Consider the following 13,036-nt stretch of genomic DNA (forward strand, 5'->3'; position numbering starts at 1 on the left):
GTCACTGGACAGCGTCGGCCGTTTTGGCTGATATGCGACCAAACGACACAATGCGGCAAACGTCCGCATGAGCCTGGAGATGCCCCCATGTTTCAACTCCCCGCGCGCCTTTTCGGCGCAGTCGTTGCGCTGACCCTCGCGGCAGCCGATCCGGCCGTTGCCCAGCAGCTCGAGCTCAAGCTGATGGCGCCGGCGGCGCCGGGCGGGGGCTGGGACCAGACCGCGCGCTCGATGCAGCAGGCGTTGGTCGCTTCCGGCGTCGCGCGCAGCGTGCAGGTCACCAACGTTGCCGGCGCTGGCGGCAGCGTCGGCATCGCCCAATTCGTCAACGGCGCCAAGGGCGACGGCAACCAGATGATGGTCAACGGCTTCGTCATGGTGGGCGCGCTCGCCATGAACAAGTCGCCTGTCACTCTCGAGCAGGTGACGCCGATCGCGCGCCTCACCGAGGAAATCCAGGTGATCGTGGTTCCCGCAAATTCGCCGATCAAGACTGCGCAGGATCTGGCCGCCGCTGTGAAGGCCGATATCGCCAAGGTGACCTTCGCCGGCGGCTCGGCCGGCGGCGTCGACCATGTGATGGCGGCGTTGTTCGCCGGTGCCGTCGGCGCCGACGCCAAGAAGATCAACTACATCCCGTTCTCCGGTGGCGGCGAATCGCTCGCCGCGATCCTCGGCGGCAAGGTCACCGCCGGCATTTCGGGGCTGAGCGAATATGAGGGGCAGATCAAGTCCGGCAAGCTCCGCGCCATCGGCGTGACCTCGGAGAAGCGTATTGCGGGCAGCGACATCCCGACCTTCAAGGAGCAGGGCATCGACCTCGTGATCGCCAACTGGCGTTCGGTGGTCGCGCCTCCCGGCATCACGCCGGAGCAGCGCAAGACCTTGAGCGATGCGGTCGAGAAGATGGTGAAGTCGGACGCCTGGAAGGACATCCTGAAGCAGAAGGGCTGGGAGGATGCTTATCTCGGCGGTGACGCTTTTGCCGACTTCCTGAAGAAGGAAACGGTGCGCGTCACCGACGTGCTGAGGTCAGTCGGCCTGGTCAAGTCATGACGTCAGGCGATCCCGCCCAGCCGCCGCGGCGCGTCGATCGCGCAGGCATCATCATCGCTGCACTGCTCGCGGGTCTTGCCGCGGTGCTGGTCTGGGACGCACGCGGCCTCCAATCGACCTCGATGTACGGGATGGGGCCGGAGGCGATGCCGGTCGTGATCGCCTGTGGCCTCGCGCTGCTCGCGATCGGCAATTTCATCGATGCGCTACGCGGCAATCTGCCGGCCCGCGAGAGCGCCGACCCGGTGCCCGTGGCGTTGATCCTCTTCGGCCTTGCGCTGCTGATCGCCATCATCGGCTTTGGCGGCGGCTTCATCCTGGCGACGTCGGCGCTGTTCGTGACGACGTCGGCCGCGTTCGGGCGCCGGGCCATCCTCGTCGACAGCATCATCGCCCTCGTGATGTCGACCCTGATCTATCTCGCGTTCGACCGCCTGTTGACGTTGAGCCTTCCGACCGGCCCGCTGGAGCGACTGCTGTGATGGACACTTTTGCCGCGCTGGCCCATGGCATGGCGGTCGCCGTCCAGCCGATGAACCTGCTCTATGCGCTGATCGGCGTGTTCCTCGGCACCGCCGTCGGCGTGCTGCCCGGCATCGGGCCGGCGCTGACGGTCGCGCTGCTGTTGCCGGTCACCTACAAGCTCGACCCGGGCGGCTCGCTGATCATGTTCGCCGGCATCTATTATGGCGGCATGTATGGCGGATCGACCACCGCGATCCTGATCAACACGCCCGGCGAGAGCGCCTCGATGGCGACCGCGCTCGAAGGCAACAAGATGGCCAAGGCCGGCCGCGGCGGACCGGCGCTGGCGACCTCCGCGATCGGCTCCTTCGTCGCCGGCACCATCGCCACCATTGGCTTGGCCTTCCTCGCGCCGTGGCTGGTCGATTTCGCCGTGCGCTTTGGCCCTGAGGATTATTTCGCGCTGATGTGCGTCGCCTTCGTCACGGTGTCGGCGACTTTCGGCGATTCCCCGATCCGCGGCCTGACCAGCCTGTTCATCGGCCTGACGCTCGGCCTCGTCGGCATCGACAAGCTGACGGGACAGGCGCGGCTTGCGTTCGGCGTCCCTGAATTGCTCGACGGCGTCGAGGTGACGACGCTTGCGGTCGGCCTGTTCGCGCTGGGCGAAGCGCTCTATGTCGCATCGCGCCGTCACCATGCCGAGGAGAAGCTCGAACCGGTGCGCGGCTCGCTATGGATGACAAAAGAAGACTGGAAGCGGTCTTGGAAGCCGTGGCTGCGCGGCACGATGTTTGGTTTCCCCATCGGCGCGTTGCCCGCAGGTGGGGCGGAGATCCCGACCTTCCTGTCCTATTCGACCGAGAAGCGTCTCACAAAACATCCGGAAGAGTTCGGCAAGGGCGCGATCGAAGGCGTCGCGGGACCCGAGGCCGCCAACAACGCGTCCGCCGCCGGCACGCTGGTGCCACTGTTGACTTTGGGTTTGCCGACGTCGGCAACCGCCGCGATGATGCTGGCCGGCTTCCAGCAATACGGCCTCAACCCTGGCCCACTGCTGTTTGCCGAGCGGCCGGACCTGGTGTGGGGCCTGATCGCAAGCCTGTTCATTGCCAACTGCATGCTGCTGGTGCTCAATCTGCCGCTGGTCGGCCTGTGGGTGCGGCTGCTGGCGATCCCGCAGCCCTGGCTCTATGCCGGCATCCTCGTCTTCGCGACCATGGGCACCATCGCCGCAAAGCCGTCGGTGGTCGAATTGTCGATGCTGGCCGGCTTCGGCGTGCTCGGCTTCCTGATGCGCCGGTTCGATTTTCCGATCGCGCCCGTTGTCGTCGGCCTGATTCTCGGCCCGATCGCCGAGAGCCAATTGCGCCGCGCGCTCGCGATCAGCCTTGGTGATCCCATGACGCTGCTGCAGAGCCCGATCTCGGCGACGCTGCTTGGCCTCGCGCTGATTGCGCTGCTGGCACCTTTCGTGCTCAAGGGGATGGGACGCTTCAAGGCGAACGAGGACTAGCCATCCCGACGCACCTGCTTTCCGATGCTGCGCCGATCTCGTGGGGAATGTCATGCCGTCTGAGCTCCGTTCGCCTCGTCTTGCCGTCCTGATCGATGCCGACAATGCCTCCGCGAAGATCGCCGATGGACTGTTCGAGGAGATCGCCAAGATCGGCGAGGCCAGCGTTCGCCGCATCTATGGCGACTTCTCCCATACGCGATCCAGGGCGTGGGCCGACATCCTGTCGAAGCACGCCATCATCCCGCAGCAGCAGTTCGCCTATACGACGGGGAAGAATGCCTCCGACATCACGCTGGTGATCGACGCGATGGACCTGCTTCACAGCGGCCGGTTCGACGGCTTTTGCCTGGTCTCTTCCGACAGCGACTTCACCCGTCTGGCCGCCCGCATCCGTGAGCAGGGCGTCGACGTCTTCGGGTTCGGCGAGCAGAAGACGCCGGAAAGTTTCAGGCAGGCCTGCCGAAGGTTCGTGTACACCGAGAACCTGCTGGCCGCTCCGGCGAATACGCAGGAGGCCGCCTCGCGATCGGCGTCGCTTCAGCCGCTTGATGCCGCCACCCCAATTATCAAGAAGGTCATTACCCAGATGGAGAGCGAGGACGGCTGGGTGACGCTTGGGGAAGTCGGCCGCCAGCTTGCCAATCTCGCTTCCGATTTCGATCCGAGAACGTTTGGCTTCCGCAAGCTGAGTGACCTCGTGCGCAAGACGAATTCGTTCGAAATCGACGAGCAGAACGGAAGGTCGATGCGGATTCGGGTCAAGCCCGCTGCCGCACCGGTCCCGAGGAGGCGGAACTCGCGCAGACCTGCAAGGTCGGGGGCGGCGGGCGGTTCGCCGCCTAAGGCGTAAGCAGGGCCTGCCGCTATATTTGAGCTTGCCCGGTCTGGCGCGGGGCGTAACCATCGCATGGCCATAACGCCATGCGAGGGTCCAGATGACCAAAATTACCCGCTTCGCCGTCGCACCCCTGCATTCAATGACACGGCGTCTGGCTGACGTGGCCTCCGCGCGGGTCGCGCCGGACCTCGTCGTCACGGGCGCGCGGGTACTCTCGACCTATTCGGAGCGCATCCACGACAAACGCGAGGTCTGGATCACCGGCGGCCGCATCGCTGCGGTGAAGCCGGCCGGGACGGCGAAGAAGGTCTGGCCCAACGTGCAACTCTATGACGCCGCCGGAGGCATCATCGCGCCGGGGCTGGTCGATCCGCACATTCATATCGAATCCTCGATGGTGACGGCCTGCGCCTATGCCGAGGCCGCGCTGCTCAACGGCACCACCACGATCTTCTGCGACAGCCACGAGATCGGCAACGTCATGGATGTCGCCGGCGTCGAGGCGATGCTCGAAGATGCGCGCGAGGCGCCGCTGTCGATCTTCCTGACGGTTCCCTCGACGGTGCCCGCAACCAAGCCGGAACTGGAAACCGCGGGCGGCGATCTCACGCCGGACAAGATCGCGGGCCTGTTCGATCGCTGGCCCGAAGCGGTCGGGCTCGGCGAGAAGATGGATTTTGTCCCGGTCACCATGGGCGACGAGCGCAGCCACGCCATCCTCGCCGCCGCCTTGAAGCGCGGGCGGCCGGTGTCCGGTCACGTCTATGGCCGCGAATTCGTCGCGGCCTATGCGGCGAGCGGCGTCACCGACACCCATGAGGCGATCGATCGCGACATCGCCGACGATCTGCTCGACGCCGGCGTCTGGGTATTTTTGCGCGGCGGCCCGCCGACGACGCCCTGGCATTCGCTGCCGCAGGCGATCCGGACGATCACCGAGCTTGGCGCCTCGCACAAGCGTACCGCCGTGTGCACCGACGATCGCGACGCCGACGATCTGCTGCTGTTCGGCCTCGACTGGGTGGTGCGTGAAGCCGTGAAGGCGGGAATGTCGCCGGAGCAGGCCTGGTCGATGGGTTCGCTCCATGGCGCCACGCGCTTCGGCATGGACAGCGATATCGGCGGGCTCGGCGGTGGCCGCCGCGCCGATCTGGTGCTGATGGACGATCAGCTCAAGCCGCAATGCACCTGGTATGGCGGCGAACTGGTGGTCGAGAACCGCAAGATCACGCCACGGCTAGATCAGGCGCTGTCGCAGCGCTATCAGTACCCGAAGGCAGCATACGCAACGGTGAAGCTGCCTGAAAAGGTGAAGTTTGCGCCTGAGCTGCCGGCGAAGGCCTGCACCGTCAACGCGATCAAGACCGCGCTGCCGGGCATCACGCTGATCCACGAGAAGGTCCAGATCGAGCCGGCAAAGGATTGGCCGTCCCTGTTCGCACGCTACGGCCTGTGCTTCGTCACGGTGGTCGAGCGCCACGGAAAGTCGGCCGGCAATGTCGCTCATGGCCTGCTGAAGGATTTTGGCCTCAAGCGCGGCGCGGTCGCCTCCAGCGTTGGGCATGACAGCCACAACATCATCGTCGCCGGCACCAACGAACCCGACATGCAGGTCGCGATCGCGGCCATCAAGGCACAGCAGGGCGCGGTCTGCGTCGTGGCCGACGGCAAGGTGAGGGCGCTGGTGCCCCTGCCCATCGCGGGGCTCTTGTCCGACAAGCGCGTCACGGAGGTCGCCGAACAGGTCAAGGTGCTGAAGACGGAATGGGCGGAAGCCGGCTGCACCATCCCCTACATGGGCTTCAATCTGATTCCGCTATCGGTCATTCCGGAAATTCGCATCACCGACAAGGGCCTCGTGCTGGTGCCGCAGATGGAGCTGGCGCCGCTGTTCGAGTGATCGCTTTCACGGATATCGCGCTCTAACCGCTTGAGGCACCCATGTTTTTTCCACGGCTGCCGCATCGTGGAAAATAAAATCGATCTCGTTGAGATCGCATCTTGCGCGCCTGATGATCTCGCTCGCTGACGCAACTTGAGCGAGGTCCGATATGGCGAAGATGCGAGCTATCGATGCAGCCGTGCGTATTCTGGAGAAGGAAGGCATCTCCACCGCCTTCGGCGTGCCCGGGGCCGCGATCAACCCGCTCTATTCGGCGCTGAAGAAGCGCGGCTCGATCCGCCACATTCTCGCCCGCCACGTCGAGGGCGCTTCCCACATGGCGGAGGGCTATACGCGGGCGAAGGCGGGCAATATCGGCGTCTGTATCGGCACCTCGGGGCCGGCCGGCACCGACATGATCACCGGGCTCTATTCGGCGATCGCCGATTCCATTCCGATCCTCTGCATCACCGGGCAAGCGCCGCGGGCGCGGCTCTACAAGGAGGATTTCCAGGCGGTCGACATCGAGTCGATCGCAAAGCCCGTGACCAAATGGGCGGTGACGGTGCGCGAGCCGGCGCTGGTGCCGCGCGTGTTCAGCCAGGCGTTTCACGTGATGCGTTCGGGCAGGCCGGGTCCGGTCCTGATCGACATGCCGCTCGACGTGCAGCTCACCGAGATCGAGTTCGACGACGAGACCTATGAGCCGCTGCCGGTCTACAAGCCGGCTGCGACCCGCAAGCAGGTCGAGAAGGCATTGGAGATGCTCAACGCCGCCGAGCGGCCGCTGATCGTGGCGGGTGGCGGCGTCATCAACGCCGATGCCTCGGACCTGCTGGTCGAATTCGCCGAGATCGCCAACGTGCCCGTCGTGCCAACCCTGATGGGCTGGGGCGCCATTCCGGACGATCACGTGCTGATGGCCGGCATGGTCGGTCTTCAGACCAGCCACCGCTATGGTAACGCCACGATGCTGGAGTCGGACTTCGTGCTCGGGATCGGCAACCGCTGGGCCAACCGCCACACCGGCTCGGTCGAGACCTACACCAAGGGCCGCACCTTCGTGCATGTCGACATCGAGCCGACCCAGATCGGACGCGTGTTCAATCCCGATCTCGGCATCGTCTCGGACGCCAAGGCCGCGCTCGAGCTGTTCGTCGCTGTCGCCAGGGAGTGGCGCCGGTCAGGCAGGCTCCGCGAGCGTCAGGCGTGGCCCGCCGCCTGCCGCGATCGCAAGAAGACGATGCTGCGCAAGAGCCATTTCGACAACGTCCCGATCAAGCCGCAGCGCGTGTACGAGGAGATGAACAAGGCGTTCGGTCGCGACACCACCTATGTCACCGTGATCGGCCTGTCACAGATCGCCGGCGCGCAGTTTCTTGGCGTCTATCGCCCACGCAACTGGATCAATGCGGGGCAGGCGGGTCCGCTCGGCTGGACGCTGCCAGCAGCGCTTGGCGTACGCGCGGCGTGTCCCGATCGCGAGATCGTGGCGCTGTCCGGCGACTACGACTTCCAGTTCCTGATCGAGGAGCTCGCGGTCGGGGCGCAGTTCAATCTGCCCTACATCCACGTGGTCGTGAACAATTCCTATCTCGGGCTGATCCGCCAGGCGCAGCGCGGTTTCGACATGGACTATCACGTCCAGCTCTCTTTCGAGAACATCAACGCGCCGGAGCTCGGCGGCTACGGCGTCGACCACGTCGCGGTCGCCGAAGGCCTCGGTTGCAAGGCGATCCGCGTCACCGATCCCAAGGACGCGCAGGCCGCGTTCGCGACCGCGCGCGAATTGATGGCGAAGCACCGCGTGCCCGTGGTGGTCGAGTTCATCCTCGAACGCGTCACCAACATCGCGATGGGCACCGAGATCGACAACATCGTCGAGTTCGAGGAGGTGCTGGATCTGCCGCTCGACGAGGTCGCGACCGCGCGGCCCGGCGTGCTTCAGCCGGCGGAATAGGGGAACAGCATCATGCCGAAATTTGCCGCCAACCTCACTATGCTCTTCAACGAGATGCCGTTCATCGACCGCTTTGCCGCGGCGAAGGCCGCGGGCTTTGCCGGGGTCGAGTATCTCTTCCCCTACGATTTCGACAAGGCGCAGCTCCGTGAGCAGCTCGATGACCATGGACTGACGCAGGTGCTGCACAATCTGCCCGCCGGAAACTGGGCCGCCGGCGAGCGCGGCATCGCGATCCTGCCCGATCGCGTCAGCGAATTCCGCGACGGCGTGTTCCGTGCCATCGACTATGCCAAGGCGCTCGATTGCGAACAGCTCAACTGCCTCGTCGGCATCGCGCCGGCCGATGCCGATCCGCGCGAGCTGAACGAGACGCTGGTCGGAAACTTGCGCTTTGCCGCCTCGACGCTGGCACGGGAGAACATCAAGCTGCTGGTCGAGCCGATCAATACGCTCGACATTCCCGGCTTCCATCTCAACGGCACCGAGCAGGCGGTGCAGCTGATCTCGGAGGTGCGGTCGAACAACCTGTTCATCCAGTACGATATCTATCACATGCAGATCATGGAGGGCGATCTCGCCCGCACCATGCAGGAATATCTCCCCCAGATCGCGCATATCCAGCTCGCCGACAATCCAGGCCGCAACGAGCCCGGCACCGGCGAGATCAACTATCCCTTCCTGTTCCGTCACCTCGACGCGATCGGTTATCGCGGCTGGGTCGGCTGCGAATACAAGCCGCGCACCACGACGCTGGAAGGCCTTTCGTGGCATGCAGCGCAGACGTTCGAGACCTGAGGAATGAGTGACATGATCGACATCGGCTTCATCGGACTTGGCACCATGGGACGGCCGATGGCCGGCCATCTCCTTAGCGCGGGCCATCGCGTTCTCCTGCATGACGTTGTGCCGGTCGCGCCGGAGCTGATCGCAGCGGGCGGCATCTCCTGCAAGTCGGCCAAGGAGGTCGCAGAGGAGGCGGATGCCGTCATCATCATGGTGCCGGATACGCCGCATGTGGAGGCCGTGCTGTTCGGCACGGAGGGCGTTGCGAGCGGCATCTCCAAAGGCAAGATCGTCGTCGACATGAGCTCGATCTCGCCGCTGGCGACGAAGGAGTTCGCCAGGAAGATCGAGGCACTGGGCGCGGATTATCTCGACGCGCCGGTCTCGGGCGGTGAGGTCGGCGCCAAGGCGGCGAGCCTCACCATCATGGTCGGCGGGCCGGAGCGGGCCTTCGGCACCATGAAGCCGATCTTCGACAGGATGGGCAAGAACGTCACGCATGTCGGCGCCAATGGCGACGGCCAGACGACAAAGGTCGCCAACCAGATCATCGTCGCGCTGACCATCGAGGCGGTGAGCGAAGCGCTGCTGTTCGCATCCAAGGCCGGCGCGGACCCCGCGCTGGTGCGCAAGGCGCTGATGGGCGGGTTTGCGTCCTCGCGCATTCTCGAAGTGCATGGCGAGCGCATGGTGAAGCGCAATTTCGATCCGGGCTTCCGCATCGAGCTGCACCAGAAAGATCTCAACCTCGCACTCGAAGGTGCGCGTGCGCTCGGCCTGTCGCTGCCGAGCACGGCCGTGGCGCAGCAATTGTTCTCGTCCTGCACCGCACATGGCGGCAAGGGCTGGGATCACTCGGCGATGGTGCGCGCGCTGGAATTGATGGCGGGGCACGAGATCGCCACGGCGTGAGTGTTACGCGGTAACATACTCCAGGTTTGGCTCCAGATTTGGCCTGGCCTTTCGTCGCGCGGGAACCGGAACAATGGTCCGGTCCCGCGGGTTGAAACGGCATGACAATCATTGGAGACATAAGCATATGAAAAACCGTCTTGCGATTTCGCTGGCTGCCGCCTCGCTGCTGGCATCGAGCGCAGCCTTTGCCCAGTCGACGACCGAACAAGGCGCCAGGGACGGCGCGCGCGCGGGCGGCGACATCGGCGGACCGGTCGGCGCGATGGTCGGCGGCACCGTTGGCGCGGCCGTGGGCGCCGGCCTGGAAATCCCGAATGCGATTCTGGGTGGAATCCCGCGTAGTGACTCCGTTGTGGTTCACGAACGCGTCGTCGTCGGCGAGCCGCTGCCGCCGACTGTGGTGCTGCGCCCGGTGCCGAACTACACCGAGTATCGCTATGCGGTCGTGAATGATCGCCGTGTGATCGTCGAGCCGCGGACGCGCCGCGTCGTCAAGATCATCGACTGATCAGAGCAAGCGTCGGTTTGAGAGAGACGGGCCCTGCGGGGCGTTACTCCGCGGGGCCTTCGCTTGTGACGGACGTTCTTGTCCGAAGGCGCGTCATGGCCCAATCGGCTGCGCTTGCGAGCGCAAAGCCGATGCAGGCGGTGCCGGCATCGACCAAAAAGTCCTCCAGTCGCGCATGCCGGCCCGGCGCCCAAAACTGCATCAGCTCGAGCAGGCCGATCAGGATGACCGAGACCGCCGCCATTGTCAGGCGTCGCTGCCGGTAGGCGAGGCCGAAAGTCAACCCGACCAGGATGAAGGCGAGTGCATGCTCGCCGTCCTGGCCGAGGTCGGAATGGGGCCGCAGGCCCGGCGGGCCGAGAGTTGCGAAGCTAACGGCGGCGGCGAGCAGCCAGGCAAAGGCGCGGACCAAAATGGACATCCGCACCGCTTAGCACGCATTTGCAGGGACCTGCCGCGGGCTGCGGATCAGATCGCCGTGTAGTTAATGACCAAACGTTAAAGGGGCTCGCGCACGCCGAGGCCGTGCATGAAGCGTTCCCGGATCTGGACGGGATCCCTGCGGGTGGTGCCGACACCCGGCTTGTCGTCGATGCGCACGGCGATCAGGCTCGGCCCGGAGGCGGACAGCGCCTCGTCGACCAGCCGCTCGAAATCCTCCTCGTCCGCGGCCCAGGCACTGTTGTCGAGCCCGGAACCGGCGGCGATGGCGACGAGGTCGGCGCTACCAGCGGCTGGCGTCGGCTGCGCACCGGTGATCTGGTAGATGCCGTTGTCCATCACGATCATGACGAGATTCTTCGGCTTCAGCGCCGCGATGGTCGAGAGCGCGCCAAGCTGCATCAGCAGCGAGCCATCGCCCTCGAGCGCGAAGACGCGGCGGCCGGGCTGCGCCAGCGCGACGCCGAGCGCGATCGGGAAGGCGAGGCCCATGCTGCCCAGCATGTAGAAATTCTGCGGGCGGTGGCCGGCGGCCCAGAGGTCGAAGTTGGTGTTGCCGATGCCGCCGATCACTGCTTCCTCGTCCTTGAGCCTGGCGATCAGGCGTGAGGTCACGTCGAAGCGGTTCATCACCTTGGTATTGCCAGTGTTCATCGCCCGCCTCACTTGTCGAAAACCTTGCCGCCGGTGAGCAGCGGGCTCAGGATCAGCGCCACCGGCGCCTGCGTGGTGACGGCTTGCTTGATCGAGCGGTCGGCGATGAATTCGAGCTCGTCGAGCCGGGTGATGGTGTGGTGCTCCAGCGCCAGCGAGTCCAGCACCGGGCGCATGGTGCGGCAGACCAGCGACTGGCCGTAATTGAACTCGCCGAGCGTGCCGCGCTCGGAGACGAACATGATCAGCGGGATCTGGTAGGGCACGGCGAGCGAGGCGAGCACATTGGCAAGTGTGGCAAAGCCGGAGGTCTGCATCAGCACCGCGCCGCGCCGGCCGCCCATCCAGGCGCCCGAGACGATGCCGACGGCCTCCTCCTCGCGCGCGGTGGCAAAGGTGGTGAAGAAGGGATCGGCGTGCAGATTCCTGATCAGCGGCGTCAGCACGCGGTCAGGCACGTATGGGATCAGGCTGATCTCGTTTCGCTTCAGGGTTTGCAGGACGATGCCGTGCCAGCTGTTGTCGCCGGACCCCTGCGTTGCCTGAGTCTGCTGTTCCGCAATCGCCATTGCGTTCTCCCTTGAGCCGCGCGTGCTTCTTGGTTTTGGCCGTCGCGGCGGCCCGCCGAACTTGACGCAGGCAGCGGGATTGTCAACATGTCCGGGCCGGCACCGTGATCTGCGCCAGGCGGCCTGCCATGGCCGGCACCGCAATGTCATATGTGGGCAACGAAAAAGTGGGAGGAAGCACGGAGGGAGCGCGCGCGGCGCCAGGCCTTGCTGATCTCCCGGAGAGCCGGAAGGGTCCTGATGTCCGTCAACAGCAAGCGCGTCGTCTACTCCAATTATTTGGCCAATCCCAACTATGTCGACATCCTGAAGGCGCGGCCCGACGTCCGGCTCGACCGCATCGAGAATGGCAGCGCCGAAGATGTCTATGCACCGCTGCTCTCGGCGGCCCATGTCTACCAGATCGGCGCCGCCCGCGACGAGCTCGCCCCGCATTTCCATGTCGATGCCGCTTTCCTGAAGCGCACGCCGAACCTCCTGCTCGTCTCCAGCAACGGCGCCGGCTTCGATCCCGTCGACGCCGAGGCCTGCACGGAGGCGGGCGTGCTGGTCGTCAACCAGTCCGGCGGCAACGCCCATTCGGTCGCCGAGCATGCGCTGGCGATGATGCTGACGCTGTCCAAGCGCATCATCCAGTCCGACCGCCGCCTGCGCCGGGAGCGCGACGTCAACCGCAACGAGCTCGTCGGCAACGAGGTCGAGCACAAGACCGTCGGCATCATCGGCCTCGGCAATGTCGGCCGCCGCATCGCCGCGCTGTGCAAGGGCCTGCTCGGCATGAAGGTGCTGGCCTACGATCCGTACCTCACGGCCGAAGTCATGGCCGAGCGGGGCGGGGAGAAGGTCGAGCTCGACGAGCTGCTGCGCCGCGCCGATTTCGTGTCGATCTCCTGTCCGCTCAACAAGGGCAGCCGCAACATGATCAGCGTGCGCGAGTTTGCGCTGATGCAGCCTCATGCCTACTTCATCACCACGGCCCGCGGCTTCATCCACGACGAGGACGCGCTGCTCCAGGCGCTGCGCGACAAGCGCATTGCCGGCGCCGGCCTCGACGTCTGGTCCAAGGAGCCGCCGCCGCCGGAGCATCCGCTGCTCCAGCTCGACAACGTGCTGGCGAGCCCGCATACCGCCGGTGTGACGATCGAAGCCCGCCAGAACATGGGCCGCATCGCCGCCGAGCAGGTTTTGGCGACGCTCGACGGCAAGCGCCCGCCGCGCATCATCAATCCCGAAGTCTGGCCCCGCTACGCGGAGCGTTTCAAGCAAGCATTCGGCGTGACGCCGGGGTAGGGACAGCTAGTCTCTCTTCTCGTCATTCCGGGGCGATGCGAAGCATCGAACTATGGTGCGCAATTGCGCACCTGAGAATCTCGAATTCTCAGGTGCGCAATTGCGCACCGTAGCTCGGTCCTGCGAGCCGCCTCGGAATGACGGAACGAAGAA

The 13,036-nt window shown here is 65.3% G+C and carries 13 protein-coding genes; 10 read left to right on the top strand and 3 right to left on the bottom strand.

Going from position 1 to position 13,036, the window contains the following annotated elements:
- Positions 1 to 87: 87 nt before the first annotated feature.
- The 9 genes from QSV46_RS00335 to QSV46_RS00375 all read left to right on the top strand — a co-directional run bounded on the left by QSV46_RS00335 (position 88) and on the right by QSV46_RS00375 (position 9,929).
- Entirely contained in the window at positions 88 to 1,056 is a 969-nt protein-coding gene (locus QSV46_RS00335; protein ID WP_314944778.1) for a tripartite tricarboxylate transporter substrate binding protein, read from the top strand.
- Positions 1,053 to 1,538 (top strand): tripartite tricarboxylate transporter TctB family protein, encoded by a 486-nt coding sequence (locus QSV46_RS00340; protein WP_314944781.1) that lies wholly within the window; start codon positions 1,053 to 1,055, stop codon positions 1,536 to 1,538. Before QSV46_RS00335 ends, QSV46_RS00340 begins: the two co-directional genes overlap by 4 nt.
- Positions 1,538 to 3,037: a tripartite tricarboxylate transporter permease gene (locus QSV46_RS00345; protein WP_314944783.1), complete on the top strand. Its 1,500-nt coding sequence runs from the start codon at positions 1,538 to 1,540 to the stop codon at positions 3,035 to 3,037. Before QSV46_RS00340 ends, QSV46_RS00345 begins: the two co-directional genes overlap by 1 nt.
- A gap of 52 nt (positions 3,038 to 3,089) precedes the next feature.
- Positions 3,090 to 3,890 carry an NYN domain-containing protein gene (locus tag QSV46_RS00350; RefSeq protein WP_314944785.1) on the top strand — a complete coding sequence of 267 codons (801 nt, stop codon included), beginning with the start codon at positions 3,090 to 3,092 and terminating at the stop codon, positions 3,888 to 3,890.
- Positions 3,891 to 3,975: 85 nt separating this feature from the next.
- Complete coding sequence (locus tag QSV46_RS00355; RefSeq protein ID WP_314944788.1) at positions 3,976 to 5,778, top strand: adenine deaminase; 1,803 nt, start codon at positions 3,976 to 3,978, stop codon at positions 5,776 to 5,778.
- 151 nt (positions 5,779 to 5,929) lie between these two features.
- Positions 5,930 to 7,720, top strand: a complete 1,791-nt coding sequence (gene gcl, locus QSV46_RS00360; RefSeq protein ID WP_314944790.1) for a glyoxylate carboligase — start codon at positions 5,930 to 5,932, stop codon at positions 7,718 to 7,720.
- A 12-nt stretch (positions 7,721 to 7,732) separates the two neighbouring features.
- Positions 7,733 to 8,518 carry a hydroxypyruvate isomerase gene (gene hyi, locus QSV46_RS00365; protein WP_314944792.1) on the top strand — a complete coding sequence of 262 codons (786 nt, stop codon included), beginning with the start codon at positions 7,733 to 7,735 and terminating at the stop codon, positions 8,516 to 8,518.
- 12 nt (positions 8,519 to 8,530) lie between these two features.
- Positions 8,531 to 9,418, top strand: a complete 888-nt coding sequence (locus tag QSV46_RS00370) for a 2-hydroxy-3-oxopropionate reductase (RefSeq protein WP_314946426.1) — start codon at positions 8,531 to 8,533, stop codon at positions 9,416 to 9,418.
- Positions 9,419 to 9,545: 127 nt separating this feature from the next.
- A complete protein-coding gene (locus QSV46_RS00375; protein WP_314944795.1) occupies positions 9,546 to 9,929 on the top strand; it encodes a DUF1236 domain-containing protein in 384 nt (127 codons plus the stop codon).
- Between the two features lie 43 nt (positions 9,930 to 9,972).
- Here QSV46_RS00375 and QSV46_RS00380 read toward each other — a convergent pair whose 3' ends face one another.
- The 3 genes from QSV46_RS00380 to QSV46_RS00390 all read right to left on the bottom strand — a co-directional run bounded on the left by QSV46_RS00380 (position 9,973) and on the right by QSV46_RS00390 (position 11,593).
- Positions 9,973 to 10,350 (bottom strand): VanZ family protein, encoded by a 378-nt coding sequence (locus QSV46_RS00380; protein WP_314944798.1) that lies wholly within the window; start codon positions 10,348 to 10,350, stop codon positions 9,973 to 9,975.
- Positions 10,351 to 10,427: 77 nt separating this feature from the next.
- Entirely contained in the window at positions 10,428 to 11,024 is a 597-nt protein-coding gene (locus tag QSV46_RS00385) for a thiamine pyrophosphate-dependent enzyme (protein WP_314944801.1), read from the bottom strand.
- A gap of 8 nt (positions 11,025 to 11,032) precedes the next feature.
- Positions 11,033 to 11,593, bottom strand: coding sequence for a thiamine pyrophosphate-binding protein (locus QSV46_RS00390; RefSeq protein ID WP_314944804.1), 561 nt, complete (start codon positions 11,591 to 11,593; stop codon positions 11,033 to 11,035).
- 240 nt (positions 11,594 to 11,833) lie between these two features.
- Between QSV46_RS00390 and QSV46_RS00395 the strand changes: the two genes are divergently transcribed.
- The gene (locus QSV46_RS00395) at positions 11,834 to 12,883 is read left to right on the top strand and encodes a hydroxyacid dehydrogenase (protein ID WP_314944807.1); all 1,050 of its coding nucleotides are present in this window, start codon (positions 11,834 to 11,836) and stop codon (positions 12,881 to 12,883) included.
- Positions 12,884 to 13,036 lie beyond the last annotated feature (153 nt).

The organism is Bradyrhizobium cosmicum (assembly GCF_032290525.1).
Taxonomy (GTDB): domain Bacteria; phylum Pseudomonadota; class Alphaproteobacteria; order Rhizobiales; family Xanthobacteraceae; genus Bradyrhizobium; species Bradyrhizobium cosmicum_A.

Coding starts and splice junctions, on each gene's coding strand:
- QSV46_RS00380 (WP_314944798.1), bottom strand. CDS start 10,350: ATGTCCATTTTGGTCCGCGCCTTTGCCTGGCTGCTCGCCGCCGCCGTT.
- QSV46_RS00350 (WP_314944785.1), top strand. CDS start 3,090: ATGCCGTCTGAGCTCCGTTCGCCTCGTCTTGCCGTCCTGATCGATGCC.
- QSV46_RS00385 (WP_314944801.1), bottom strand. CDS start 11,024: ATGAACACTGGCAATACCAAGGTGATGAACCGCTTCGACGTGACCTCA.
- QSV46_RS00390 (WP_314944804.1), bottom strand. CDS start 11,593: ATGGCGATTGCGGAACAGCAGACTCAGGCAACGCAGGGGTCCGGCGAC.
- QSV46_RS00355 (WP_314944788.1), top strand. CDS start 3,976: ATGACCAAAATTACCCGCTTCGCCGTCGCACCCCTGCATTCAATGACA.
- QSV46_RS00340 (WP_314944781.1), top strand. CDS start 1,053: ATGACGTCAGGCGATCCCGCCCAGCCGCCGCGGCGCGTCGATCGCGCA.
- QSV46_RS00395 (WP_314944807.1), top strand. CDS start 11,834: ATGTCCGTCAACAGCAAGCGCGTCGTCTACTCCAATTATTTGGCCAAT.
- gcl (WP_314944790.1), top strand. CDS start 5,930: ATGGCGAAGATGCGAGCTATCGATGCAGCCGTGCGTATTCTGGAGAAG.
- QSV46_RS00375 (WP_314944795.1), top strand. CDS start 9,546: ATGAAAAACCGTCTTGCGATTTCGCTGGCTGCCGCCTCGCTGCTGGCA.
- QSV46_RS00335 (WP_314944778.1), top strand. CDS start 88: ATGTTTCAACTCCCCGCGCGCCTTTTCGGCGCAGTCGTTGCGCTGACC.
- hyi (WP_314944792.1), top strand. CDS start 7,733: ATGCCGAAATTTGCCGCCAACCTCACTATGCTCTTCAACGAGATGCCG.
- QSV46_RS00370 (WP_314946426.1), top strand. CDS start 8,531: ATGATCGACATCGGCTTCATCGGACTTGGCACCATGGGACGGCCGATG.
- QSV46_RS00345 (WP_314944783.1), top strand. CDS start 1,538: ATGGACACTTTTGCCGCGCTGGCCCATGGCATGGCGGTCGCCGTCCAG.